Annotated in this window: 24 protein-coding genes and 1 pseudogene; 9 read left to right on the top strand and 16 right to left on the bottom strand. The window is 71.5% G+C overall.

Annotated features, from left to right (window positions below):
- Positions 1-13: 13 nt before the first annotated feature.
- Positions 14-2,260, bottom strand: a complete 2,247-nt coding sequence (locus AB0367_RS05875; protein WP_366225022.1) for a protein kinase — start codon at positions 2,258-2,260, stop codon at positions 14-16.
- 197 nt (positions 2,261-2,457) lie between these two features.
- On the opposite strand from AB0367_RS05875, the gene AB0367_RS05870 reads away from it, so the two are divergent.
- A complete protein-coding gene (locus tag AB0367_RS05870) occupies positions 2,458-2,787 on the top strand; it encodes a PadR family transcriptional regulator (protein ID WP_366225021.1) in 330 nt (109 codons plus the stop codon).
- 147 nt (positions 2,788-2,934) lie between these two features.
- On the opposite strand, the gene egtD is transcribed toward AB0367_RS05870, so the two are convergent.
- The 8 genes from egtD to AB0367_RS05830 form a co-directional block, all read right to left on the bottom strand.
- Positions 2,935-3,906, bottom strand: a complete 972-nt coding sequence (gene egtD, locus AB0367_RS05865) for an L-histidine N(alpha)-methyltransferase (RefSeq protein WP_366225127.1) — start codon at positions 3,904-3,906, stop codon at positions 2,935-2,937.
- A gap of 2 nt (positions 3,907-3,908) precedes the next feature.
- Positions 3,909-4,682 carry an ergothioneine biosynthesis protein EgtC gene (egtC, locus tag AB0367_RS05860; protein WP_366225020.1) on the bottom strand — a complete coding sequence of 258 codons (774 nt, stop codon included), beginning with the start codon at positions 4,680-4,682 and terminating at the stop codon, positions 3,909-3,911.
- The gene (locus AB0367_RS05855) at positions 4,682-5,926 is read right to left on the bottom strand and encodes an ergothioneine biosynthesis protein EgtB (RefSeq protein ID WP_366225019.1); all 1,245 of its coding nucleotides are present in this window, start codon (positions 5,924-5,926) and stop codon (positions 4,682-4,684) included. The genes egtC and AB0367_RS05855 overlap by 1 nt, the downstream gene beginning before the upstream one ends.
- Positions 5,919-7,121, bottom strand: coding sequence for an ergothioneine biosynthesis glutamate--cysteine ligase EgtA (egtA, locus tag AB0367_RS05850; protein WP_366225018.1), 1,203 nt, complete (start codon positions 7,119-7,121; stop codon positions 5,919-5,921). The genes AB0367_RS05855 and egtA overlap by 8 nt, the downstream gene beginning before the upstream one ends.
- Before the next feature lie 122 nt (positions 7,122-7,243).
- Positions 7,244-7,942, bottom strand: coding sequence for a TetR family transcriptional regulator (locus AB0367_RS05845; protein ID WP_366225017.1), 699 nt, complete (start codon positions 7,940-7,942; stop codon positions 7,244-7,246).
- Positions 7,920-8,375, bottom strand: coding sequence for a DUF393 domain-containing protein (locus AB0367_RS05840; protein ID WP_366225016.1), 456 nt, complete (start codon positions 8,373-8,375; stop codon positions 7,920-7,922). Before AB0367_RS05840 ends, AB0367_RS05845 begins: the two co-directional genes overlap by 23 nt.
- Entirely contained in the window at positions 8,372-8,845 is a 474-nt protein-coding gene (locus AB0367_RS05835) for a hypothetical protein (protein WP_366225015.1), read from the bottom strand. The genes AB0367_RS05840 and AB0367_RS05835 overlap by 4 nt, the downstream gene beginning before the upstream one ends.
- A 133-nt stretch (positions 8,846-8,978) precedes the next feature.
- A complete protein-coding gene (locus AB0367_RS05830; RefSeq protein WP_366225014.1) occupies positions 8,979-9,416 on the bottom strand; it encodes a DUF3307 domain-containing protein in 438 nt (145 codons plus the stop codon).
- Between the two features lie 283 nt (positions 9,417-9,699).
- Here AB0367_RS05830 and AB0367_RS05825 point away from each other — a divergent pair, with 283 nt between their 5' ends.
- Positions 9,700-10,254, top strand: a complete 555-nt coding sequence (locus AB0367_RS05825; protein WP_366225013.1) for a helix-turn-helix domain-containing protein — start codon at positions 9,700-9,702, stop codon at positions 10,252-10,254.
- A gap of 161 nt (positions 10,255-10,415) precedes the next feature.
- Entirely contained in the window at positions 10,416-11,852 is a 1,437-nt protein-coding gene (gndA, locus tag AB0367_RS05820) for an NADP-dependent phosphogluconate dehydrogenase (protein ID WP_366225012.1), read from the top strand.
- A 40-nt stretch (positions 11,853-11,892) separates the two neighbouring features.
- Here the strand turns inward: gndA and AB0367_RS05815 are convergent, their stop codons facing one another.
- Positions 11,893-13,224 carry an MFS transporter gene (locus tag AB0367_RS05815; RefSeq protein ID WP_366225011.1) on the bottom strand — a complete coding sequence of 444 codons (1,332 nt, stop codon included), beginning with the start codon at positions 13,222-13,224 and terminating at the stop codon, positions 11,893-11,895.
- 59 nt (positions 13,225-13,283) lie between these two features.
- On the opposite strand from AB0367_RS05815, the gene AB0367_RS05810 reads away from it, so the two are divergent.
- On the top strand, positions 13,284-14,204 hold the full coding sequence (locus tag AB0367_RS05810) for a GNAT family N-acetyltransferase (protein WP_366225010.1): 921 nt from the start codon (positions 13,284-13,286) through the stop codon (positions 14,202-14,204).
- Between the two features lie 6 nt (positions 14,205-14,210).
- On the opposite strand, the gene AB0367_RS05805 is transcribed toward AB0367_RS05810, so the two are convergent.
- The gene (locus tag AB0367_RS05805) at positions 14,211-14,642 is read right to left on the bottom strand and encodes an OsmC family protein (RefSeq protein WP_366225009.1); all 432 of its coding nucleotides are present in this window, start codon (positions 14,640-14,642) and stop codon (positions 14,211-14,213) included.
- Between the two features lie 175 nt (positions 14,643-14,817).
- Between AB0367_RS05805 and AB0367_RS05800 the strand changes: the two genes are divergently transcribed.
- Positions 14,818-16,734 carry an FAD/NAD(P)-binding protein gene (locus tag AB0367_RS05800; RefSeq protein WP_366225008.1) on the top strand — a complete coding sequence of 639 codons (1,917 nt, stop codon included), beginning with the start codon at positions 14,818-14,820 and terminating at the stop codon, positions 16,732-16,734.
- Positions 16,731-17,981: a putative PEP-binding protein gene (locus AB0367_RS05795; protein ID WP_366225007.1), complete on the top strand. Its 1,251-nt coding sequence runs from the start codon at positions 16,731-16,733 to the stop codon at positions 17,979-17,981. Before AB0367_RS05800 ends, AB0367_RS05795 begins: the two co-directional genes overlap by 4 nt.
- On the opposite strand, the gene AB0367_RS05790 is transcribed toward AB0367_RS05795, so the two are convergent.
- The 3 genes from AB0367_RS05790 to AB0367_RS05780 are packed head-to-tail and all read right to left on the bottom strand — an operon-like array spanning position 17,978 to position 20,579.
- Entirely contained in the window at positions 17,978-18,763 is a 786-nt protein-coding gene (locus AB0367_RS05790) for an ABC-2 family transporter protein (protein WP_366225006.1), read from the bottom strand. The two genes, AB0367_RS05795 and AB0367_RS05790, sit on opposite strands and share 4 nt — an antisense overlap.
- 5 nt (positions 18,764-18,768) lie before the next feature.
- Positions 18,769-19,575: an ABC-2 family transporter protein gene (locus AB0367_RS05785; protein ID WP_366225005.1), complete on the bottom strand. Its 807-nt coding sequence runs from the start codon at positions 19,573-19,575 to the stop codon at positions 18,769-18,771.
- A complete protein-coding gene (locus tag AB0367_RS05780; protein WP_366225003.1) occupies positions 19,572-20,579 on the bottom strand; it encodes an ATP-binding cassette domain-containing protein in 1,008 nt (335 codons plus the stop codon). The genes AB0367_RS05785 and AB0367_RS05780 overlap by 4 nt, the downstream gene beginning before the upstream one ends.
- A gap of 342 nt (positions 20,580-20,921) precedes the next feature.
- On the opposite strand from AB0367_RS05780, the gene AB0367_RS05775 reads away from it, so the two are divergent.
- Together AB0367_RS05775 and AB0367_RS05770 are read left to right on the top strand one after the other, a co-directional pair.
- Positions 20,922-23,135: a discoidin domain-containing protein gene (locus tag AB0367_RS05775; protein ID WP_366225002.1), complete on the top strand. Its 2,214-nt coding sequence runs from the start codon at positions 20,922-20,924 to the stop codon at positions 23,133-23,135.
- A gap of 97 nt (positions 23,136-23,232) precedes the next feature.
- A complete protein-coding gene (locus AB0367_RS05770; RefSeq protein WP_366225000.1) occupies positions 23,233-24,270 on the top strand; it encodes a LacI family DNA-binding transcriptional regulator in 1,038 nt (345 codons plus the stop codon).
- Positions 24,271-24,458: 188 nt separating this feature from the next.
- Here the strand turns inward: AB0367_RS05770 and AB0367_RS05765 are convergent, their stop codons facing one another.
- Positions 24,459-24,737 carry a phospholipase domain-containing protein gene (locus AB0367_RS05765; protein ID WP_366225126.1) on the bottom strand — a complete coding sequence of 93 codons (279 nt, stop codon included), beginning with the start codon at positions 24,735-24,737 and terminating at the stop codon, positions 24,459-24,461.
- A 113-nt stretch (positions 24,738-24,850) separates the two neighbouring features.
- Entirely contained in the window at positions 24,851-25,219 is a 369-nt protein-coding gene (locus AB0367_RS05760) for an MTH938/NDUFAF3 family protein (protein ID WP_366224999.1), read from the bottom strand.
- A 132-nt stretch (positions 25,220-25,351) separates the two neighbouring features.
- Between AB0367_RS05760 and AB0367_RS05755 the strand changes: the two are divergent.
- Positions 25,352-25,525 (top strand): annotated as a pseudogene (locus AB0367_RS05755) (pyridoxamine 5'-phosphate oxidase family protein); the annotation flags it as partial.
- Positions 25,526-25,648 lie beyond the last annotated feature (123 nt).

The following is a 25,648-nucleotide window of genomic DNA, read 5'->3' as shown; positions in this document are numbered from 1 at the left end:
CGGCGGGCGCGGACTACCGGGCCGGGCGGAAGCTGTCGAAGACGAGCTGCAGGTCGGGCCGGGCGGCGGCCCAGTCCGAGTCCGGGGTCTGCCACCAGAAGCCGTACGCCTTGTTCTGGGTGGCGACCACACCACGGTTGTTGACGTGTTGTCTCGTCGAGTTGCCGTCGAAGGTGAACTCCCAGTCGGCGGCCTTGATGAAGTATCCGACCGGCTCGAGGCGCACCTGCGTGTAGTTGCGGAATTCGCCGCGGTTCACCCGGTTCTGCTCCTGCTGGCGCCAGTCGGCGACCGGGTCGGGGCGCGGGGAGTCGGACTGGTCGATGCCCAGCGTGCGGCCGCTGGTGCGGAAGTACACGATCCCGCCCTCCTTCGACTGCCGCCAGCCCGCGGGCACGTACACCGAGAAGCCGCTCGGGTCGCGGTAGTCGATCCAGCCCGGCGGCAGCGGGGGCAGGCTGCGCTCCGTCGTGCCGGCGGCCGGGGGCGCCGACGACGGCTGAGCGCTCCCGGTGGCGGCCACGCTCGGGGAGGCGCTAGGGGAGGTGCTCGGCGAGGCGCTCGGGGCCGCGGTCTGGGTCGCGCTGGGGCTGGTCGGGGCGGGGACCTCGGCGGCCGCGGTCGTCTGCGCCGCGTCGGTGCCCTTCGCCTGCGGGTCGTCGCCGCCGTCGGTGTGCACCGCCAGCCAGACGAGCAGCGCCACGACGAGCAGGGTGCCCACGCCGCCGAGGACGAGCCGGCGCCGGCGCTGTTCGGGGGTGGTGATGCCCGGCGCTGCCGCCTTCACGGCGGTCCCGGCCTTGGGCTTGCGCACAGGTACCGCCGGCGCGACGACCGAGCCCCGCTCGGCGCCGACCGCGACCACCGGCTCGGAACCTGCTTCAGGCTCAGCTTCGGCTTCGAGCCTGAGCTCGGGCTGAGGTTCGGGCTCAGGCTCAGGTGGTGCCGGCAGAGCGGCCGCCTTCTGCCCAACCGGTTCGGCGTCCGCGACCGGCTTGTCCGTGACCAGCTCGTCCGCGACTGCGTCCGGTTCGTCCGAGAGCGGCTTGTCCGTGACCGCGTTCGGTTCGTCCGTGACCGGCTCGGCGTCTGCGACAGGTTCGTCTGTGTCCGGTTCGCCCCTGACCAGCTTGCCCGTGACGAGCTTGTCCGTGACGGGCTTGTCCGTGACCAGCTTGTCCGTGACCAGCTGGTCACGGACCGGTTTGTCCGTGTCCGTGACCGGTTTGGCGTCCGCGAGGGGTTCGGCTGTAACCGGTTCGGCTGGGATCGGTTCGGCGTCTGCGACCGGTTTGGCGTTCGCGGGCCGTGGTGTGACCGGCCGTTGGGCCGGCTCGGTCTTCGCCAGCGGCGCGTGCTGCGCCGGCAGGACCGGCGTGACCGGCTCCGCGCCGCCGCGGCCCCAGCCGCCCAGCCATGACCGACGGCGCTTCGGGGAGTCGTCGCGGACCAGCGCCCGGCGTAGCAGCTCCTCGGTCTGCGCGAAGTCGGCCCGCGTCTTGGGATCCTTGCGCAGCAGGGCCCGCAGCGCCGGGGCGAGCGCGCCCGCGCGCTGCGGCGGGTTCGCCTCCTCCGAGGCGAGCGCGGTCAGGGTCTCCATCGCCGAGCCGCGGCCGAACGGCGAGCGGCCCTCGACCGCGGTGTACAGCGTGGCGCCGAGCGACCACAGGTCGCTCGCCGGGCCGGCGGTTCCCTCCCGCGCCCGCTCCGGGGCGATGAACTCCGGCGAGCCGAGCACCAGCCCGGTGCGCGTGACGTGGCCCTCGCCCTCGACCCGGGCGATGCCGAAGTCCGTCAGCACGACCCGCCCGTCGTCGGCGAGCAGCACGTTGCCCGGCTTGATGTCGCGATGGTCGACGCCCGCCCGGTGCGCGGCACGCAGCGCGTCGAGGACGGCGAGCCCGATCTCGGCGACGCGGCGCGGCTCCAGCAGGCCGTCGTTGCGGATCACCTGGTCCAGGGAGCGCGAAGGGACGTACTCCATCACCAGCCACGGCTGCCCTTCGGCCGCCAGCACGTCGTACACGCGCACCACGTTGGGGTGGTTCAGCCGCGCCGCCGCCCGCGCCTCACGCAGCGTGCGCTCCATGGCCACGTCCCGCGCGTTGTCGAGCAGTTCGGGCGGCAGGACGATCTGCTTGACGGCGACGTCACGGTGGAGGGTCTCGTCGCGAGCGCGCCACACCCGCCCCATACCGCCGGCGCCAAGTGACTCGAGCAGACGGTAACGGTCGGCGACGACGGACGGCGCGGCGGGCATGCATCATTGTGTACCTGACGGATCCCCCAATTCCGCGTAGCCCTCGCCGGGGGTGAGGCGCGTGACAGTCCCCGGTCGCACCGCCGGGGCGGCCGATCTGACAAGGGGCGAGCGTCTGCTCGCATACCGTGGTCGCACGTTGATCCGCGGCCGGTCGTCCCTTGACGGGTACAGAGATCATTTTTAGGTTGGTCGGCATGACCCCGATGCGGGAGCCGACCTTCCTGATCCTGACCGCGCTGGCGGTGCGGGCGCTGCACGGGTACGCCGTGATCCGGGAGGTCGCGGAGCTCTCCGGCGGCCGGGTCGTGCTGGCGGCCGGGACGCTGTACGCGGCGCTGGAGCGGCTGACCGCCGAGGGCCTCGTCGAGCCGGAGGGGGCTGAGGTCATCGACGGCCGGAGCCGGCGGTACTACCGCCTGACCGACGACGGCGCCGAGGCGCTCGCCGCCGACGCGGACCGGCAGCGCCACAACGCCGCCGCGGCCGCGAACCGGCTACGGCTCCGGGCGGCCGACGTGTGCTGATGCGCGCCCGCCGGCCAGGAGGTCATCCAGTGCCCGTCCAGCGTCCATCCAGCGCCCGCCCGACACCCATCCGAGGCCGTCCGAAAGCCATCCGAGGCACTTCCGATACCCACCCGAGGCCCGTCCGACACGCATCCGAGGCCGCGCTCACACGGCCGCGGCCAGGGTCAGGGCGAACCGGCCGGCGCGGTCCGTCCACCAGTCGCGCACCGCGAAGCCGGCCGTCGCGAGCTCGGCGGTCAGGCCGTCGCGGCGGAACTTGGCCGACACCTCGGTGCGCAGTTCCTCGCCCTCGGCGAAGGTCACGTCGAGGTCCAGGTCCGCCACGCGTACCGTCATCGGCCGCGTCGCCCGCAGGCGCATCTCGATCCACTCCTCGGCCTCGTCCCAGCGGGCCACGTGGGCGAAGGAGCCAGGGTCGAAGTCCGCGCTCAGCTCGCGGTTGAGCACGTGCAGCACGTTGCGGTTGAACTGTGCCGTCACACCCGCCGCGTCGTCGTACGCCGGCACCAGCACCGCCGGGTCCTTCACCAGGTCGGCGCCCAGCAGCAGCCACTCGCCCGGGGAGAGCCGGGCGCGCAGTGCGGCGAGGAACGGGGTCCGCTCCGCCGGCGTGAAGTTGCCGATCGTGCCGCCCAGGAACGCCACCAGGCGGGTGCCGGAGTCCGGCAGGACCTCCAGGTGGTTGACGAAGTCGGCGACGATGCCGTGCAGGTGCAGGTCCGGATACTCCGCGTGCAGCTGGCCGAGCGCGTCGCGCAGCGCCGCGCCCGAGACATCCAGCGGGACGAACGAGCCCAGCGTGCCGTGCTCGCGCAGCGCGTCGAGCAGCAGGCGGGTCTTCTCCGACGAGCCGGAGCCGAGCTCCACCAGGACCTTGGCGCCGGTGATGCGGGCGATGGCGCCGGCGCGGTCGGCGAGGATCTCGCGCTCCGCGCGGGTCGGGTAGTACTCCGGCAGCCGCGTGATCTCCTCGAACAGCGCGCTGCCGCGGGCGTCGTAGAAGTACTTCGGCGGCAGCCACTTCGGTGCCGCGGTGAGTCCGGTCCGGGCGTCCTCGCGCAGGGCCGCGGCGAGGTCCTCCTCGGTCAGGTGTACGTCGAGATCGAGCTCCGGCACAGTCACGGTGCAGCACCTTCCAACGCTGTGATGGTCACGGACTCCGGGTTCGCGACGAGCAGGACATGGTCGGGAACGGGAATCCAGCCGGGGTGGGGGAAGAGCGGCTCGGAGGCGACGAGCACGCTCGCGTCCACAGTGGACGTATCGCGGGCGAGGTAGGACAGCGAATGGCCGAACGTGGTCGCCGCGATGGTCTCGCCGTCGGTGAGCAGCAGGTTGAGGCGTGAGCCGGGCGCCGCCGCGCGCACCTGCGCCACGACCGCGCACAGCGCCGTCGCCGGCGGGTCGCCGGCCCGCAGCCGGTCGCGCACGAGCGTCCACAACAGCGCGCTGTCGGTGGGCGCCTCCAGCGTCAGCAGGTCACGCACCGGCAGTGCACCGGCGACGCCGGCCACGCTGTCCGGCCAGCCCGCGATCGTGCCGTTGTGGCTGAACAGCCAGCGACCCTCGGTGAACGGGGCGGCCGCCGACTCGATGACGGGCATGCCGACGGTCGCCGAGCGCACCGCGGCCAGGATCGCGCCGGAGCGTGCCGCCGCGGCCAGCGCCGGCAGCCCGGCGTCGCTCCACAGTGGACTTTCCCGGCGGTACCGTATCGGCTCCTCGCTCTTGGGGTCCTCGAACCACCCGATGCCGAAGCCGTCGGCGTTGATGGTGCCGCCGCCGCGCATGTCCAGGGGCGCCCAGGACTGCCGGGACAGCGAGTGCGGCGGCGTGAACAGCAGGTCGGCCAGGGGGATCGGGGGCCCCAGGTATGCCACGTGACGGCACACTAGGCGAGCTCCTCGGGGCGTGCGTCGCGCGCGGTCCGGAAGCCGCTGAAGATCTGCCGCCGGATCGGGTAGTCCCAGTTGCGGAACGTGCCCCGGCACGCGGCCGCGTCGGTGCCGAACGAGCCGCCGCGCAGCACTTTGTAGTCGGGGCCGAAGAAGACCTCCGAGTACTCGCGGTACGGGAACGCGGTGAATCCCGGGTAGCCGGCGAAGTCGCTGCCGACCCACTCCCACACGTCGCCGATGAGCTGGTGCACGCCCAGCGGCGAGGCGCCGGCCGGGTAGGCGCCGACGGGGGCGGGGGACAGGTGCCGCTGGCCGAGGTTCGCGTGCTGCGGGCCGGGATCGGCATCGCCCCACGGGTATCGGCGCGAGCGGCCGCTCGCCGGGTCCCACCGCGCCGCCTTCTCCCACTCAGCCTCGGTCGGCAGCCGCCGGCCGGCCCACACCGCGTAGGCGCTCGCCTCGTGGAACGACACGTGCACCACCGGCGCGTCGGGCACGATCGGCGCGGTGCGGCCGAACTCGGTGGCGAGCCACCCTCCGGGGTCACGCGCCCAGTGCAGCGGCGGGGTGCCGCCGGCGTCGACGAACTCGGCGTATTGCGCGTTGGTGACCGGTGCCGCGTCGATGAAATACGCCGGCACGTCGACCACGTGCGCCGGCCGTTCGTTGTCCAGCGCCCACGGCTCGGTCGACGTGCCCATCGTGAACGGCCCGCCCGGCACCAGCACCTCGCCGCGGACGTCCACGACGGATGGCGGCGGCGGTGGCGCGGACAGCACCGGGGTGCCGGCCCGCAGCTGGTGCGTGGCCAGCATGGTCTCGTCATGCTGCTGCTCGTGCTGGACGATCATGCCGAAGGCGAAGCCGTCCTCGGTGAGCCTGCTGCCTTCCAGGTGTACCCGCTCCAGCACGTCGAGCGCCTTGTCGCGCACGGTCGCCACGTAGGCCCGCGCCTCCTTCGGCCCGAGCAGCGGCAGCGCCGGCCGGTCCTTGCGCGCGTGCTTGAAGGCGTCGTAGAGGTGGTCGATGTCCGCGCGGACCGCGTCGCGGCCGCCGACGTCGCGCACCAGCCACAGCTCCTCCTGGTTGCCGATGTGCGCGAGGTCCCAGACCAGCGGCGACATCAGCGGCGAGTGTTGCTTGACCAGGTCGTCGTCGTCCACGGCCTCGGTCAGCCCGGCGGATCTGCGGCGGGATCGCTCCAGCTCCCGCGCGACGCGTTCCCTCAGGTCAGCCATTGCGTGTACTCCCTTCGATGACGTCGTCGAGCAGGAGCGACGGCAGTTCGAGCCGCTCCAGGGCGAGCTCGCGAACGGCTCTGGCCGCGCCGGCCAGGATCGGGTCGGCCATGCCGTCGCGGGCCGCCTCCACCCAGCGCCCGGTGGCGGCCGCGCACAGTTCGAGGACCCGCGTGACGGTGGCCAGGTCGGTGAGCAGGGCGTGCAGCAGCGCCGCGGGCGCGAACCAGCCGCGCCCGGGCTGGGTGTCGAGGTAGCGGATCTCCAGGTACCCGCGCGGGCGGACCGGCGGGAAGAGCGTGCTGAGGTGGTAGTCGAGGTCGGCGTACGTCGGTCTTGGGCCCAGTGCGCCACGGATCCAGTCCGCGAACGTCACCCCCACGGGGGTGTCCCAGGCCCCGTCCGGGCGGCGCACGCACAGCAGCGCCGCGTCGAGCGCGTAGCGGGCCCAGGACTCGGCGGGGTCGGCACCGATGCGGATCTGCCGGGTGCGGGACGGGTCGATGCCGCGCCAGGCCTGCTGGCGGGCGGAGGCCCAGCCGGTGTCGCGCCCGGCGAAGCGCCCCGAGTTGGCGAACAGCGCCAGCAGCGGGGGGCCGAGCGCGTGTACGGCGGCCCAGCGCGCGGCCAGTTCCGGCGCCGGGCCGGGGTCGAGGCAGACCTGCAGGCCCGCCGTCGAGCACATCATGATCTTTCCGGACATGCCCCGGCGGTCGAACGCGGCCTCCATCGCGTCATACCGGGGGGTGGAGAGCAGCCGTCGCGGCGCGCGGTGCGGGTCTACGCCGGTCTCGCCGAGGGTGAGTCCGGCTCTCGCGAGCATCGCGGTGAGCTGCTCGATCTCGGCGCCGACGGCCGCGTGGAGGTCGGCCAGTGAGGCGTGCGGCCGGCTGGAGATCTCCACCTGGCCGCCTGGTTCGAGGGTGACGCTGCTGCCGTGTCGTAACGGGAGCGCCGGGCTGTCGGCCCGCAGGGTCGTCGGTGCATGGTCGCCGAGCGCCTGACAGAGCCGGTCACGATCCAGCGAGGCGGAGGGATCGTCGCGCTGGTGAACGGTGAACTCGAGTTCGACACCGACCGCCGCGGGTGGACCGGTCTTGAAGCAGATCGATGCGATGTAGCCCTCGGCCTGCTCGATCGCGGTGATGACCCCATCGTGGTCGGCGGCCGTGCGGATGCCCTGCAAGGTCGCCATGCGAGCCGACGTTACCCCACGATCCGTCGATCGGCGAGCGCTGGTGCTGAACAAATGGTTATCGCCCGACTACGAACGGCGATCTTCAGTGTGGCGCTCGCCGCACCGGCACCGCAAGGTGTTCAGCGCAACATGCGGTACAACTTCAGGGCCTCGCGGTTGAGCGAGCGCAGCCCGGGCATCCTGGCCAGCGAGACCAGGCGGTCGATGAGCGGCACCGCGCGGTCGACCAGCAGGGCCGTCTTCTCCTGGCCGGGGGAGGTGTCGTGCACCCAGTACAGCGTGATGCCCATCTGGCACAGCCACAGCAGCTCGGGCAGGTCGGCGCGCAGCTCGGGGTCGATCTTCGTGGTGGAGCCCTCGACCACGGCGCTCAGGATGCCGATCGCGCGCTCGCGGGCCGGGGCCGACTCCGCGCTGAACGGGCTGAGCGGCGACCCCGGCTCCACGGCGGTCTTGATGAACTTGCCGGCGAAGGCGTGGTACGGCGCCATGGTCTCGACCATCGCGCCGAACGCCACCCGCAGCCGCTCGTCGAACGGCCCGGGCCGGGCGAGCCGGTCGGTGCAGGCGGCGGCGGCGTCGACCTGCACCGTGGCGTAGAACTCCTGGACCAGGTGGTCCTTGGACGGGAAGTAGTAGTAGGCGTTGCCCACCGACAGCCCCGCCGCCTGAGCGATCCCGCGCATCGTCGTCTTGTCGTAGCCCTGGTCGCGGAACAACCGGACCGCCGTGTCGACGATCAGCCGTTTGGTCTGCTCGCCGCGCTCGGAGGTCCGGTCCGCTCCGGTGCTCTTCTCAGATGTCGCAGGTTCCACCACAGTCCCGACGATATCTGCCGCCTGCCTTGCGGCCCGCCGCCCAGCCGTCGTCGAAGCCCTGGTCCCAGCCCTGCGCGAAGTCCTTGCTGCGCAGCGCCTGGCGCAGCGAGCCGGCCGAGGCGGCCACCCGCCGCGCGAGCGGCCGCAGGTGCGGCTGGGCGAGGCGCGCCGCCAGCCCCCGATATCCATCCAGCGCCCACAGGCACGTGAGCCAGGCCGCGTCGCCGGTGTACACGCCGCCGTCGTCGGCGACCACCGTGATGTCGGCGAGGGTCTCGGCCGGGTCGAGCGCCGGATACCGGCGGCGCGCCTCGTCGGAGCCCGCCGCGACGAACTCCAGCGGGACGATCTGCGACCGCGCCGTGAGCCAGGTCCGCGCCGTGCGGCACAGTCCGCAGCCCGCGTCGTACAGCACGGTCAGCCGGGTGATCATCGAGGTGGTTCGAGGCCGTCGTGCGCGGGACCGGCCGGGCCGAACCGGATGCCGGGACCGGTGCCTGGGATCGGCCCCGGAATCGGCCCCAGCATCCGGGCCGGCGCGACGGGCGGGGCCGCCTGCTCGAGCATCCGGTGGCGGCGGAACCGGCTCAGGACGAACAGGTTGAAGAAGTGCATGCCGCCGAGCACGAGCAGCACCAGCCCGAGCTTCATGGCGAGGGCCTCCATCGCCCCGCTGCCGTCCACGATCGACCCGCTGATCTTCAGCGCGACCGCGACGTAGCCGAGGTTGAGCAGATAGAACCCGACGACGAGCAGGTGGTTCACGGAATGGGCGAGGCGTTCGTCCTCGAACGCGTCATCGAGGAACACCTGCCCGTTCCTGAGCAGGGTCCGTGCGACCCACACCGTGAGCACGATGCTGACCAGCAGGTACAGCAGGTACGTGCCGAGCTTGAGGTCCATCTCCGGCCTCCGAAGGATGTCTTGAACGTGTTCAATCAAAAGGTAGACGTTGATCTGAACGCGTTCAACTGTGCCCCCGCTCACGTCTCCCGGGCTTTGCGAAGGCGCGGACGAAGTCCGCCGCGGGGTGCTGCTACAAGGCGGCGATCAGCAGGGCGGTGCCCAGCAGGGCGAGGTGATGCAGGGACTGGTCCGCGGCGTACATCCCGGAGATCGGCGAGGTCGTCTCGGCGAACTCCGGCGAGCGGGTCGCCCGCAGCAATGCCCGCACCGGCCAGCGGCGGTCCAGCAGGCCGTGCGTCGCCGCGGAGAACGCCAGGCCCACGCACACGCCCAGCGGCGAGAGTGGCAGGCGCAGCGCCGCGGCGGTGAGCAGCAGCACGGCGGTGACGGTGACGTGATACCCGATCAGGTGCCCGGCGAGGGCACGCCAGGCGGCGGCGCCCGTGCCGGACTTGCGGGCGGCCTGGTGGTCGGTCTGCGCGATGTGGTCGCCGACGGAATGGCCGACGAAGAGCGCCGCGAGCGTCACGGCGAAAACGACGGACCTGGTGAGCGTGTCATGCGACATGATGCAGTGGCTCCTCACTGAGCGCTTGCGCGGGGAGGTGCGGCGCAGCGGCTCGGTATCGCATCGTTGAGGACATCGGCGAAGCCCCGATCATCCGCCCGCCGGTGACCCACTTCTATGTTGAATACGGCAGAACACATGTGTCCTGGATCGCGGTGACCCGCCCGTACCCGCGAAAGTCGGTAACTCGTCAGTAGCTCGGCGGGCATGGCGCACGTTGCGGCGGCCGTCCGCGAGGCGGTGATAAAGTGGAGGACTACCTCCGATATAAGGTGACGGTGTCATGCAGACGCAGGCGGATGCGCGGCGGCCGCTGCGGGCGGACGCGCGGCGCAACTTCGAGGCGCTGATCGCGGCCGCGCGCGAGGCCTTCGCCGAGCACGGCACCGGGACGTCGCTGGAGGAGATCGCGCGGCGGGCCGGCGTCGGCATCGGCACGCTGTATCGCAACTTCCCCACCCGGCGGGACCTGTTCGACGCCGTCTACCTGGACGAGATCGGAGCGCTGTGCCGCGCCGCCGACGACGTCGCCGGGCTGGCACCGTGGGACGCGCTCACCACGTGGCTGAGACGGTTCGTCGGGTACGTCGCGACGAAGCGCGCCATCTACGAGGAGATGAACCGCGACTCCGAGATGATCCGGGGCACCCGCGGCGTCTTGTACGAGGCGGCCGACCGGCTGCTCACCCGGGCGCAGGAGGCCGGCGTCGCCCGGCGGGACGTGAGCTCCGACGACCTGCTGCGCCTCATCTCCGGGCTCACCGCCGGGGGGTACGTCGACGAAGCCCAGCGCGATCGGGTGCTCGCCGTGGCCATGGACGGCGTGCGGGCCCGCTGAGGCGGATCGGCCGTCCTGATGTCTGGAACCGGCCACCTGCGCCGTGGGGAGGCGGGACAGTAGGCGGGTAGCCTGGTCCGACGCGCGCTTCGTACCGTGATCACGAGGTTGTGGTCCGATCCGGGGCAAGATTCAGCTTGAGTGGATGAGGTGCATCGCAGATGTCCGACTTGGCGCAGATCGGCGTGACCGGCCTGGCCGTGATGGGCCGGAACCTGGCCCGGAACCTGGCCCGCAACGGTTACGCCGTCGCCGTGCACAACCGCTCGTACGAGCGCACCCGCCGCCTCGTGGACGAGTTCGGGCACGAGGGCACGTTCGTGCCGAGCGAGTCCATGGCCGACTTCGTCGCCTCGCTGGCCCGCCCGCGGGCCGTCATCATCATGGTCAAGGCCGGCGGCCCCACCGACGCCGTGATCGATGAGCTCGTCCCCCTCCTCGAGGAGGGCGACATGATCGTCGACGCCGGAAACGCCCACTTCGCCGACACCCGCCGCCGCGAGCAGTCCCTGCGCGAGCACGGGCTGCACTTCGTCGGCACCGGCGTGTCGGGCGGCGAGGAGGGCGCGCTGCTGGGCCCGAGCATCATGCCGGGTGGTTCCCCCGAGTCGTACCAGACCCTCGGCCCCATGTTCGAGAAGATCTCGGCGAAGGTCGACGGCACCCCGTGCTGCACGCACATCGGCCCCGACGGCGCCGGGCACTTCGTCAAGATGGTCCACAACGGCATTGAGTACGCCGACATGCAGCTCATCGCCGAGGCGTACGACCTGCTGCGCTCCGGCCTGGGCGCCACCCCGGCGGAGATCGCGGACATCTTCCGCACGTGGAACACCGGCGACCTCGAGTCCTTCCTCATCGAGATCACCGCCGACGTGCTCGCCCACGTGGACGACGACACCGGCAAGGCGTTCGTCGACATCGTGCTGGACGAGGCCGAGCAGAAGGGCACCGGTCGCTGGACCGTGCAGAGCGCGCTCGACCTGGGCGTGCCGATCACCGGCATCGCCGAGGCCACGTTCGCCCGGTCGCTGTCCGGCCACGCCGACCAGCGCGCCGCCGCCCGCGAGGCCTTCGGCACCGAGATCGCGAGCCTGGAGGTCACCGACCGGGACCGGTTCATCGAGGACGTGCGCGCCGCCCTCTACGCGTCGAAGATCGTCGCCTACGCGCAGGGCTTCGACCACATCCAGGCCGGCAGCGAGGAGTTCGGCTGGGACATCGACCGCGGCAAGGTCTCCACGATCTGGCGCGGCGGCTGCATCATCCGGGCCCGGTTCCTCAACCGCATCCGCGAGGCCTACGACGAGAACCCGGGCCTGAAGAGCCTCATGGTGGCGCCGTACTTCGCCGAGGCCGTCAACGCGGGCGTGCCCAGCTGGCGGCGGGTCGTCACGGCCGCGGCCCAGGCGGGGATCCCGACCCCGGCGTTCTCGTCGTCGCTGGCGTACTTCGACGGCCTGCGCGCGCAGCGCCTGCCCGCCTCGCTGATCCAGGGCCAGCGCGACAACTTCGGCGCGCACACCTACCGCCGCACCGACCGCGACGGCGCCTTCCACGTCGAGTGGGCCGGCGACAAGAAGGAACACACCGCCTGACGGTGAGTGGCCATCGGTAGCTCTCGGCGACCGGCCGTGATCACGGAGAGTTCTTGCTCTCATTCGAGCACGTTCTCTCCGTGATCACGGCGGTCCTCGCGTTGTGGTTGAGGGCCACCACGGCGCCGATCGCCGCCGCGGCCGTCGTCAGCCAGAAGGCCATGCTGTAGGCGCCCTCGTGCAGGGGCAGGGTCAGCACCGCGATCGCGACGGCGCCGGCGAGGTATTGCGCGGTCGTGAGCAGCGCCCCGGCGGAGGACTGCCGCTCGGCCGGCACGTCCCGGCTGCCCACGTTGAACATCGACGTGTAGACGATCCCGTGCGCCAGGCCGCTGACCAGCAGCCCGGGCAGCACCCCGGCGGCGTAGCCGCGACCGGCCGCCACCGCCAGCCAGGCCAGCCCGAGCGCGGCGAGCGCGAACCCGGCGCCGAGCGTGCGGGCCGCGCCCAGGCGGCGCACGAGGCGGCCGGTGAGCGAGCTGCCGACGGTGACCAGTGCCGCCAGGGGCAGGAACGCGAGGCCGGCCCGCAGCGGGGAGTACCCGTCGCGGTCCTGCAGCATCAGCGTCACGACGTAGAACTCCGAGCCGACGCTGGCCATGTACAGCGCGGCCGCCGCCGCCCCGGTGCGCAGCGAGGGGATCGCGCCGTCCGCCGGCCGCCGCCGGGCCAGCAGCGCCACCCCGAGCGCCGCGGCGGCCGCGAGGGTGCCGACCGTCGCCGGGTCGTCCCAGCCGCGGGCGCCGCCGAAGGTGAGCCCGAGCACGGCCGCCAGCACGGCGCCGGTGCCCAGCAGCGAGGCCGCCAGTGGCACCGGCTCGGGGCGCGCCCGGGCGGCGGCGAGCAGCCACACCGCGGCGCCGGCCGCGCAGGCCACGGTCACCGGGACGTTCACGAGGAAGGTCCAGCGCCAGCTGTACCGGGTGAGGACCCCGCCCAGCACCACGCCCGCGGCCAGCCCGGACGCCCCGACCGCGCCCCACACCGACAGCGCCCGGGTGCGGGCCGGCCCGGCCGGGAACCGCGCGCCGATCAGCCCCAGGATCGCCGGCTGCAGCAGCGCCGCGGCGAGCCCCTGCGCGCCCCGGGCGGCCAGCAGCGTCACGCCGCCGCCGGCCACGCCACCGGCCGCGCTCGCCGCGCCGAACAGCACGGTCGCGGCCAGGAACAGCCGGCCCGCGCCGACCCGGTCCGCGAGCCGGCCGCCGAGCAGCAGGAAGCCGGCGAACGGCACGGCGTAGGCGCTCACCACCCACTGCGCGGCGGCCAGGTCGAGGCGCAGGTCGCGGGCGATGCCCGGCAGCGCGACATACACGATCGAGTAGTCCAGGGCGAGCAGGAACTGGGCCGCGGACAGGACGGCGAGGGGCATGCTCGCCATCATCAGACCTTCGCATTAATGTGAAGGTCAACGCGTGGGAGGCACGTCACATGCGCATCGGCGAGCTGTCGGCCCGCACCGGCACCCCGGCCCGGCTGCTGCGGTACTACGAGGAGCAGGGCCTGCTGACTCCGGCCCGGCGGGACAACGGCTACCGCGACTACGGCGAGCACCTCGTCGACCGGGTCCTGCAGATCCGCGGCCTGCTCGAGGCCGGCCTGCCCACCCGCCTGATCAAAGACGTGCTGCCCTGCCTGGACAACCCTTGTAGCATCACGATGTCCGACGCCGGGCCGGAGGTGGTCGCGCTGCTGCGGCACGAGCGCGACCGCATGGACGCCCGGATCGCGTGCCTGTCCCGCAACCGTGACGCCATCGACGCGTACCTGTCGAAAGTGACCTCGCCAGTGAGTCAGCCCAGCATCCGCGTCGCCACGCCGGCCGACCGCGAGGCGGTGGTCGCGACCTTCGTGGCCGCGTTCGCCGCCGACCCCGGCGTGCGATGGCTCCTGCCCGACGACGAGACCTACCCCGCCGAGGCCGCCGCGATGGCGGGCCAGCTGTTCGACCTGCGGGTCGGGCGCGACACGGTGTGGATCGCCGACGGCGGCGCGGCCGTCGCCATGTGGGACCCGCCGCGCTCGCCCGCGGGGAAGGGCGCTGAGCATCCACCGCCGCCCGGCCGGTTCGGTCGCTACCAGGCGGTGGTGCACAAGCGGATGCCGAGCTTCCCGCACTGGTACCTCGGCGTGCTCGCCTCCCACCCGGACCACCGCGGCCGGCGGCTGGGCCGGACGGTCATGGCCGCCGGGCTGGCACGCGCGGCGGCCGACGGGCTGCCCGCCTACCTGGAGACGTCCAACCCGCGCAACGTCGACGTCTACCGCTCGGCGGGCTTCGAGGTCGCCGAGCACCTGACGGTCGACGACCTCCCCGTGTGGATCATGACCACAGGCGAAGGCCGTTCGTAACGCCGCTCATTGGCCCGCGTGAGCGCGCGGGGCGGCGACCGACGCGGTCACCTCCATGCCCTGCCTGAGGGTCGCCGCCACCAGGCAGCCCCGCTCAGCCACCTCGACGAGGTGTCCGAGGTCCGCGGGCGGGCACGAGTCGCAGGCCACCTCGATGCGGATCGTGCCGAACCGGCGGGGATTCGCGGCGAACACACCGGTGACCCGGCAGGTCGCACCCTCGACCGGAATGGATCGGGCCTGGGCGGCGGCGTAGAGAGTGCTCATGAAACAGCCACCGACCGCGGCGAGAAGGGTCTCGCCGCCCATCGGGCCCGCGTCCGATCCGCCGTGCGAGGAAGGGCGGTCTATCACGATGGTGTAATCGCGAATGCTCGCGATGGACGCCGTCTGCCCGCTCTGCGCCAGAGCTACCGTCATTTCATCCATGCCCGCCATCCTTCTTCGCCCGTTGCTCCGGCTTGAGGTGTTCTGTCCGTGTTGACGCGGCATTCGACCGGTAGCTGACCCCTCGTCAGGTGCCACTGGTCCGCACTGATGAAGTTGAGCAGGCGGGCGGCTGACCGTCAATATTGACGAGTCACTATTATAAGAACTGTGTCGTTTCAGGAGAATGCAATCGAGAGACGCACGCCTATTAATGCGCCGCGCCCACGTGACAAAGTCGGAGGCAGGTATGCGTCGTCCTCGAGTCCTCATCGTCGGTGCCGGACTGGCCGGCACGGCAACGGCGATCCGGCTCTTGCGGTTCGCGCGTAAGCCCCTCGAAATCGTCCTGCTCGAGCGCCGCCACGACTACCGGTACGCGGGCGTCGCGTACCACCGCGACGGCAACCCCTGGAACCACGTGTTCAACATCCAGGCCGGTCGCATGTCGGCGTTCCGCGAGGACGTCAACGACTTCGTCCGCTGGGCCAATCACGAGGCCGACCGCCGCGGATGGCCCGCGCCGTGGACGGACTTCACGTTCGTCGAACACGGACCGGCCCCACGCCGGATCTACCACGACTACCTGACCGACCGCATCGCGGAGGCGCGTCTGGAGGCATATCCCGGCGTCGAGCTCATCGAGGCCGAGGGCGAGGCGGTGGACCTCGACGTCCGCGCGGACCACGTCGAGGCGTCGATCCGGCAGCCGTCCGGCGACGGTGCGACGCATACGCGGACGCTGACGGCCGACCACGTCATCCTCGCGACCGGCATGGAGCTCAAGCAGCCGGCCTTCGCCACCGACGTGCTCGAGCACGAGGCATTCATCCGTCACCCGTACTCGACTGACGGCGTGCGGAGGCTCATGGCGACACCGGCGGACGCGAGCGTCGTGATCGTCGGAACGGTGCTGAGCGCGTACGACTCTGTGGCGCTGCTGCTGCGCCAGGGTCACACCGGCACCATCCACCTGGTCTCCAAGTCGGGCGCCACGCCCCGCACGTATCCCGAGGACCACCAGCATGGCGTGGTCCGGCTCCCCGCACCCGCACCACTGTTCGAACCGTACCGGAACCGGACGGACTTCCTGGCGCGCGTCGAGAGCGGGTGGAATGCCGCCTGCACCGCGGTCGCCCGGGACCACCCCGACATGGACCGGCGAATCGTCACGGAGCGGGTGGCCAAGGCGTGGGAACCGCACCTGCCAAGGGTCATCGAACAGATCCCGACGGACGAGCTGCGGCGGTTGCTCGACGAGTTCGGCACGCAGATCGCCTCGCTGCGGGTCGGCGCGGTGCCGTACACGACGTCGATCGTCGAGCACGCCATGTCCTCCGACCACGGCTCGGTCGAGCTTGTCGTCGGGAGGATCGAGCGGGTCAAGCCGGCCGAATCGGGGCGGCTCGACGTCCTCGTCACGACGCAGGCGGCCACGCGCGTCATCCCGGCCGACCTTGTGGTGTGCAACTTCGGCCGGGAGTCCGACTACACCCATGTCGACTCACCACTGTGGATGAACCTGCTCGTCAACGAGCTCGTCACCCCCCATCAGCGCACCGGACGCGGCATCGAGATCAACGACCAGGGCACGCCGCTGCGGCCCGACGGCGAGCCGATCGAGATGCTCTCCGCCATCGGCGTGATGCGCGAGGGCGACGAGATCGTGCGCAACGGCCGCACCGGCGCCTTCGCGTTCAACCTCGCCGCCATCAAGAACCACTCCATCGTGGTCGCCGCACACGTGATCGAACGTCTCGAACTGCACTGCGACGGCTCGGCACACCACGCCGCCACGGAGCACCACCACGCGTTCACCGCCGACGAGACGACCCGCACCGCGTTCGATCAGGCCGTGTCCATGGAAGTCAGGCGGCTCGCCGCGCGGTCCCGGGCCGAGCGCGAACACCTCGACGCGCAACTGGGCACCCACCTGCGCTCCGATCACCGCTTCGAGGCCGTCCCCGCCGACGGGCGCAGCCAGCTGGTGCGCGCCGCGGTCAACCAGGCTGCGATCCAGCGGCTCACGGACGTCTCGGTGACACCTCGCCAGCTGCGCCGGCAGCTGGGCATCACGAACGATGAAGATGCGGAGATTCCGTGACCGAACGACAGATCCGTGGCGTCCTGCTCACTCGCGGAACCGAAACGGTGGTGGGTGGGCCCTGCAACCGCACCGAACGACCGGTGGAGGGCTCCATCCTCGTCACCCCGTCACTCAATCCCAGGCTGTACGACGCGCTCATGACCGCCCGCGCGGTCGTCTGCAGCTCCGGCGGGCGGACCGGGCACATGCAGTCCATCTGCCGTGCCAAGGGCATCCCGGTTCTGCGCGTCGACCCAGCCGACCTCGGCAAGCTCGTCGGCGAGGTGACGCTCGACCTGGAAAGCGGGTCGGTCATCGTCGGTGCCGCCGGCGGCGCCGGTGCCGCGACCACGAATCCCGCCCCCGCGCCGCCGGACGTCCTCGGCTCCGCCTGCGCGGTGATCGCCGACCTCCGGGACATCCGCGGCCTCAACTCGATCGGTCCGCATGCGGCACGCGTCGAGTCCTTCTTCCTCCGTGAGGAGTTCCTGTGCTTCTCCGCGGCCCTCAGCCCCATCGACGCCCTGCGCGGAGGGGCCGCCGTCAACGCTTACGGGCGCGCCGTCGCCAAGCAGTTGCAGGCGTGCGTCGAGGCGCTCCTGCCGGGCCAGCGACTGATCCTGCGCATGCTCGACCTGCGCTCGAACGACGCGGTCCACATCACGGACGAGGCCACGGTACCGCGTGAGCCCAATCCCGACATGGGCCTGCACGGCACCCGATGGCTGCTGCGGTCGGCCTCCTATCCCGAAGCGCTGCACGTCATGCTGGAGACCCTGCGCGAACGACTCGGCGCCGAGGCCGACCGGGTCCACCTGTCGGCGCCGTTCCTCACCGACGCCGAAGAGTTCGCGAAGCTGCGGCCGCACCTCGGGTTGCCGACCGAGACGCCCCTGTCCGCGTTCATCGAGACGCCGGCCGCGGTCTACGCCACGTCAGCCATCTGCGCCGCCGGTGCCGATGAACTGTTCGTCGGCACCAAGGACCTGGTGCAGTTCTACCTCGCCGCCGACCGCAGCAACCATCTGGTCGCCGAGTCCTACCGGACCCGGCACCCGGCCGTCCTGGACGGGCTGCGACGGGTCATCGAGGACGCATGCGACGCCGGCACCCCGACCCGCGTGTTCGCGCTCGGCGCCGACTTCGACTACTACCGCGAGCGGCTGCCGACCCCGACCGGATACATGATGTGCGTCTCCGAGCTCCGGCACATCCTCCAGTCCTCGGCAGGCGGTCGCTCACTGATTGAGAACGATCCTGCTTAGTTGCCCGCGCTCTCGTAGCGGCGCAGGCCGCGCGAGAAGATCCAGCCGCTCGCGACCAGGCTGTACGCCGCGATGAGCGGGGTCAGCAGTCCCACCCAGGCCCGGCCGTGGCCGAGCAGGAAACTCACCGGGAAGAAGCTCACGAACGCGAACGGCAGGGCGAAGCCCAGGGCAGCCTTCAGCGCGAGCGGGTAGACGGAGATGGGGAACCGGGCGAGGTCGCCGGCCTGGTGTACCGCCATCGCGAAGAGCGGGCTGGGGCTCTGCATCCAGAAGGCCGCCGCGTTGGTGGCGAGGTTGATGGCCACCTTGATGACGATCGCGGACAGGATGACCACGACGCCGAGCAGTACGCGGGCGGGCGACCAGTCGACGTCCACATGGGACAGCGCGGCGCCGAGCATGAGGCCGCCGGTCACGATGTTGCTCAGGCCGTTGACGCCGATCTGCATGCTGCTGACCTGCAGGACGATCGGGTACGGCCGGACCAGCATGTAGTCGAGTTCGCCCTGGTTGATCTGCCAGGCGATGTGCCACATGCCCTCGAAGAACAGCGAGCCGACGCCCTCGGCGATGGCGACCATCGCGAACATCGCCACCACCGCCCAGAAGGACCAGCCGTTGATGGCCGGCACCTTCGAGAAGACCGCTGACAGGAAGGCGATGTTGACGACCTGCATGAGCGCCGTGCCGACCATCATGATCCAGAAGTCGCCCTCGTACTCCAGCAGCGAGCGCAGGTGCGCGCCGAGCAGGCGGAAATAGAGCCGCGGCAGCCGCATCGGTTTCAACCCCCGTGTACCGTGAGCTGGCGCAGCGCCCGGCTGAACAGCGCCCGGGCGGCGAACCACAACAGCACCAGCCAGGCCAGCTGGGCGCCGACGAGCAGCAGCGCATGCCGGCCCGAGGCCTGGCCGACGAAGATGAGCGCCGGCGTGGAGGTCAGGCCCGCGAACGGCGACCACTGCGCGGCGCTCGCCAGCCAGCCGGGAAAGTACGCCAGCGGGACCAGGGCGCCCGACAGCAGCGCCGTGATCGCCTGGCGGGCCCACAGCACGCCGACGAAGTTCTGGGTCCAGAAGCAGGTGAGGGTGGTGAGGTACACCACGATGAACTTCAGCGGCACCAGCAGCGCCATGGAGGCGGCGAACAGCGCGAGCTCCGGCCCGGGCGGCAGGTCGGGCGCGCCGCCGGCCAGCAGGGACACCCCGGTCACCAGGGCGACGACGGCCAGCTCGATCCAGACGCCGCCGATCGTCTCCCACAGCCGGGCGCGCTGGTAGTCGACGGGCTTGACGAGGTCGAGCGCGACGAGCCCGGAGCGGATGCGAAACGACATGCGGAAGTCGACGAACGTGCCCACGAGCGCGCCGGAGGCGAACGCGACGAGCAGGTAGCCGCGCATGTGTGGCCAGTCGAAGCCGCCGACCTGCGCGGCCCCGCCGTCGCCGAGCAGCACCCGCCAGACCGCGAGCAGCGCCACCAGCTGGAAGGCGACGCCGCCCAGGGAGAGCAGGAAGCTGCCGCGGTACGCCAGGGCGGACAGGGCCGCCGCCCGCGCGTGCGCGCGGTATGCCCTGATGCCTGCCCTCATGCCCTGTCCAGCAGCAGCTCGCCGGAGTAGACGCGGCGGATGACGTCCTCGATGGACGGCTCGTCGACGTGGAAGTCGACCAGGTTGGTCAGCGGCGCGAGCGCGCTCACCGCCTGCCCCGCCGTCATGACGAACCGGTCGAAGCGCACCGAGAACTGCGTCGGCGTCTCGCCCGGCTCGACCACCGCGCCGGGCAGCGCCGCGCGGAGCCGCTCCAGCGCTACGGCCGTCTCGGTCTCCAGGTTGAGGATGCGCTCGCGGGCGAAGGTGTCCTTCACCGCGTCGAGGTCGCCGTCGAAGATGATGCGGCCCGAGTCGATGATGACCAGCCGGCGGCAGAAACCCTCGATGTCGCCGAGGTCGTGGCTGGTGAGCATGACCGTCGTGCCCTCGTCACGGATCGTGCGGAAGAACTCGCGGACCCGGTCCTTGACCGCGAGGTCCAGGCCGATCGTGGGCTCGTCGAGATACACCACCGGCGGCGCGTGCAGCAGCGCGGCCGCGAGGTCGGCGCGCATGCGCTGGCCCAGCGACAGCTTGCGCCCGAGCACCGGCAGCACTTCGCCGAGGCCGAGCACGTCGTCGAAGCGGGCGAGGCGCTTGCGATACGTGCCGTGGTCGATGCCGTAGATGTCGCGCAGCACCGCGAGGGACTCCGACACCGGCAGGTCCCACCAGAGCTGGGTGCGCTGGCCGAACAGCACCCCGATGCGGTGCGCCACTGCCGTGCGGTCCCGCCGCGGCGACAGCCCGTCGATGCGCACATCGCCCGAGGTCGGCACCAGGATGCCGCTGAGCAGCTTGACCGTCGTCGACTTCCCGGCGCCGTTGGGCCCGACGTAGGCCACCGCCTCGCCGGCCTCGATCGACAGCTCGACGTTGTCCACCGCCACCTTGTCGGTGAACCGGCGGGTGAAGAGGTGCTTGACGGCCCCCCGCAGGCCTGGGTCCTTGTCCGGCCGGCGGAAGACCTTGGTCAGTTGTCGTGCCTCCACGAGTGCCATCGGGGTCGAGCCTGGCAAAGCCGGTCGATGCCCGCAATCTTTTTTCGGGAGGCGAATGAACCCGGGGCCGGTGGTGGCGACCGGCGCCACCGTCGTACTCGCCGCGCGGGCCGCATTGGGGGCCGCCCGTGTCCAGAGAGCGCTCCCGCACTCGCTCCCATCGGCGCCCTTGACCGCTCCACGCGGCGTGACCGGGCCGTGACCAGGGCCGGATTCGAGCTTGGAGAGCGCTCTCCCATTCCGGTGCGGCCATTGACAGGGGTGGACGGAGGGCTCATTGTGGCTTTCTGAGAGAGCGCTCTCTCACACCGCCGTAACACCCCCGCCACGAAGGAGTCATCCATGGACTGGTCGGTCTCCGCCCCCGGCCATCGATCCGTCAGATCCGTGTCGAGCCGCCGCACCCTGCGCTACGGCGTCATCGCGCTCGCGGTGGCCGCCATGCTGTGTGCGTACATCGTCACGGTCGTGACCCGCGCCAACGCCGCCGAGACCCTGCTGTCGCAGGGCAAGCCGACGACCGCCTCGTCCGCGGAGAACGCGGCGACCCCGGCCTCGAGCGCCACCGACGGCGACGCCGGCACCCGCTGGTCCAGCGCCTTCTCGGTGCCCCAGTGGCTCCAGGTCGACCTCGGCTCCCAGCAGTCGATCAGCCGGATCGCGCTGAACTGGGAGACGGCCTACGCCACCGCGTACACGATCCAGACCTCCAACGACGCCACCAACTGGACGAACATCTACTCCACGACCACGGGCGCCGGCGGCAACGTGAGCCTGCCCGTGACGGGCAACGGGCGCTACGTGCGGCTCAACGCCACGGCGAAGAACACGCAGTACGGCGTGTCGCTGTGGGAGTTCCAGGTGTTCGGCGGCGGCGGCTCCACGCCCGGTGGCTGCGGCACCGCCAACGCCGCGCAGGGTAAGCCGGCCACCGCATCCTCGGCCGAGAACGCGGGCACCCCGGCCTCGTCCGCGGTCGACGGCAACACCGGCACCCGCTGGTCCAGCGCCGCCGGCGACCCGCAGTGGCTGCAGGTCGACCTGCAGTCGGTGCAGCAGATCTGCGGCGTCACGCTGAACTGGGAGGCCGCCTACGCCACGGCGTTCTCGATCCAGACGTCCACCAACGGCAGCACCTGGGCGACGATCTACAGCACCACCACGGGCACCGGCGGCGTGCAGGACCTCAGCGTCACCGGCAGCGGCCGCTACGTGCGTGTGTACGGCACCGCGCGGGCCACGCAGTGGGGCTACTCGCTGTGGGAGTTCCAGATCCGGGTGAACAGCGTGCCGTCGACGTCCAACGACACCCCGACCACCAGCCCGAGCGCTTCGGCGAGTGCTTCGCCGAGCGTCTCACCGAGCACCTCGCCGTCCACCAACCCCGGCAACTCGGTGCTGCTGTCGTACAACAAGCCGGCCTTCGCCTCGACGTGGCAGAACGACGTGAACTGCAACCCGTGCAGCCCCGACAAGGCGTTCGACAACGACCCGGCCAGCCGCTGGGCGACCAGCTCCACCAACGGCTGGGTCGACCCGGGCTGGATCTACGTCGACCTCGGCGCCGTGGCGCAGATCAAGCAGGTCGTGCTGCAGTGGGACCCGGCGTACGCCGTCTCCTACCAGATCCAGACCTCCAACGACGCCACCAACTGGACCAGCATCTACAGCACCACGACCGGTAAGGGCTTCAAGGAGACCCTGAACGTCAACGGCACCGGCCGCTACGTGCGGATGTACGGCACCCAGCGCTCCAACGGCTACGGCTACTCGCTGTGGGAGTTCAAGGTGTACGGCACCGGCGGCAACCCGGTGCAGCCCCCGGCGCAGCCGGCCGACCCGACCTTCCCGGCCAGCACCCTGGTCTGGAGCGACGAGTTCAACTCCGGCACCAACGTCGACACCTCCAAGTGGACGATCGACCCGGGCACCGGCCAGAACGGCGAGATCCAGTACTACACCAACCTGCAGAACACCAGAATCGAGAACGGCTCGCTGGTCATCGAGGCCCGCAAGGAGACCCAGGGCGGCCGCGACTACACCTCGGGCCGCATCAACACCAGCAACAAGTTCTCCCTGGAGTACGGGCGCGTCGAGGCCCGGATCAAGGTGCCGAAGGGCAACGGCCTGTGGCCCGCGTTCTGGATGATGGGCACCGACTTCCTGCAGGGCCGCCCCTGGCCGTACAACGGCGAGATCGACATCATGGAGATCCTCGGCAGGAACACCACGGAGATCTACTCGACGCTGCACGCCCCCGCCTACAACGGCGGTGGCGGCTACGGCCAGAAGCTGACCACGGTCGACCTGTCGCTGGACTACCACGTGTACTCGGTCGAGTGGGACAGCAAGCGCATGACGTTCCGCGTCGACAACCAGGTGATCTTCGTGGCCGACAAGGACACCGTCGAGGCGACCCGCGGCCCGTGGGTCTACGACCACCAGTTCTACATCATCCTCAACCTGGCCGTGGGCGGTGACTTCCCCGGCCCGATCGACGCCTCCACGCCGTTCCCGTCGCGGATGTACGTCGACTACGTGCGGGTCTACAAGTAAAGTTCCTCCTCCAGAACCGGCCGCGGGTGGGCGTGACATGCGAGTCCGTCCACCCGCGGCTCCTCAACGTATCGGGGCACGATCTACCGTGGCAGCCATGACGGGCAGCGACTCGCGACCGCCCACCCTCGAGCAGGTCGCCAACTACGCCGGGGTGTCACGCGCCACGGTCTCCCGGGTCATCAACGGTGTGCAGACCGTCGACCCGGAGCTTCGCCGGACGGTCGAGCGGGCGATCGCCGCGACCGGGTATGTGCCGAACCTGGCCGCCCGCTCGCTGGTCACCCGGCGCACGGACTCGATCGCGCTCGTCGTGTCGGAGCCGGAGAACCGCGGGTACTCCACACCGTTCCTGACCCGGATGTTCACCGACCCGTTCCTGGGCCGGGTCACCGCCGGGGCGCAGGAGGTGCTGCGGCCGCTGGGCATCCACCTCGTCATCTTCCTGGCCGACCCGCCCGCGCGGCCGCATCTGCTGCGATACCTCCGGCAGGGCCACGTCGACGGGGCGCTGCTCATCTCCAGCCACGTCGACGACCCGCTGCCGGCCCAGCTCGTCGAGCTCGGCGTGCCGGCGGTGCTGTCCTGCCGCCCCGGGCACCCGGTCACCATCAGCTACGTCGACGTCGACCAGAGCGCCGGCGTCGGGCTGGCCGTCGACCGCCTGGCCGCACTCGGCCGCCGCCGCCTGGCCACCATCACCGGCCCGCTCGACATGCCGGCCGCGCAGGACCGCCTGGCCGCCTTCGAGGCGGCCACCAGGGCACACGGCCTCGAACCGTCCCACGCCGAGGGCGACTTCACCCGCTCCGGCGGCGAGCGCGCCGCCGCGCGCCTGCTGAGCGAGCTGCCGGACGTGGACGGCGTCTTCGTCGCGAACGACCTCATGGCCGACGGCGCGATGCGGGTGCTGCAGGAGGCCGGCCGCCGAGTGCCCGAGGACGTGGCGGTCATCGGCTTCGACGACAGCACCGCGGCCGTGGAATGCCACCCGCCCCTGTCGACGGTCCGCCAGCCGGTCGAGGAGATGGCCGGCGAGATGGCGCAGCTGCTGCTGACCCGCATCCGCGAGCCGAACCGCTCGCCGCGATCGGTCATCTTCAACCCGGAGCTGATCCTGCGCGCCTCCGCCTGAGCGATCCCCGCCATGACGCGAGCCGCGCCGGCACCGGATCCCACCGGCGCCGACGCGGTCGGGTCAGAGCAGGCCGCCCATCGCCGGATCACTGATCGACGGCTCGCCGGGGCGCAGCGCCAGCGCCGAGCGGTTACCCGAGTACCGGTCGGCGACGGCGAGCTCGACCCGCTTCACGCCGCGGTTAGTTAGCTCCAGGGCCATCTCCTGGCGGCGGGCGTCGTAGCGGGCCCGCGGCGGAAGAAGCCGTTCGGGCCGTGTACCGACAGGTCGAGGCCGGTGTCGGCCGGCCAGACGCCGGTGACCTGCTTCCCGGGCTCGACGGTGTGGGTGCGTGTGGGCAGCGCGGCGTCCGCCGATCGGACCTGGAGCACGCCCGTCGCGGCGCCGCGTTGCGGAAGTCGATCGCGAACGCGCCGGCCGAGGGCGGCCGTCGTCGTGCAGCGTGTACGGCTGGGCCCGCGCAGGCCGCACGCCGTGCTCCTGGGCGATTGTGAGTGGTTCCGCGAATCGCGGTCGTGCCGTGCCTGTCGATGCCCATAGTGGCGCGCAGCGCCCGACCTATCGGGTCCGGGGGCGATCAGCAGGTGGAGTGGAACAGACCGCCGACCAGGGCGGCGGCGGTCAGGTCGTTGTAGATCTCCACCGCCTCCGAGGTCTCCGCGACGTGCACCTCCACGCCGCGGGCGCGCAGCAGTTCCAGCGTCGCCGCGGCGACCTCCAGGCGCTCCTCCATGCCGCGCGACAGCACGACCGTCGTCGCGCCCGCGTCCAGCAGTTCCTCAACGTCGGCGGGCTGGATGCCGGAGGAGTGGCGTGTCCCGGTCTCGGTCCAGTCCCACTCCCGGGCGCCGCCCGGCCAAGCCTTGAGGTCCTTCACCTCGCCGAGATCCTCCACGACGATCGTTCCCCAGACCGCCGAGAGGATTCGAGGCGAGCGTGGGAGCATCGGGCATACCAACCTTTTAGCGAGCGCAGCGGCGGGGCTCCGGTGCCGGAGAGTGTGCTCGACCAGAGTACAGCGACCCACCGCCGAGGCGGCATCGTCTAGCGTCGCGCGGGACCGGTTCGTGACGGCCGGGTGTACTGGCTGGCGACAGTCCGGCCCGGCGGGCGGCCACACGTGACGCCCCTGCTCGCGGTCTGGCTCGACGAAGCGCTGCGGCTCTGCACCGGGCCGCACGAGCGTAAGGCGTGCAACCTCGTCGATAACCCAGCCGTCACGCTGACTACCGGCACCGATGCGCTCGACCGCAGGCTCGACGTGCTGGTGAGCGCGGGTGGAACAGCTACTTTGCAGAACGCCGCAGAGAGCCTGCCGGCCCCGTGCCAGGCGTGCGCCGACGGAGACGGGGGACGAAGCCGCGTTCGATTTCCG

It is taken from the genome of Dactylosporangium sp. NPDC051484, from assembly GCF_040689395.1.
Taxonomy (GTDB): Bacteria; Actinomycetota; Actinomycetes; order Mycobacteriales; family Micromonosporaceae; genus Dactylosporangium.
The sequence above is the reverse complement of the archived record's forward strand: the minus strand, read 5'-3'. Positions and strand labels throughout refer to the sequence as shown.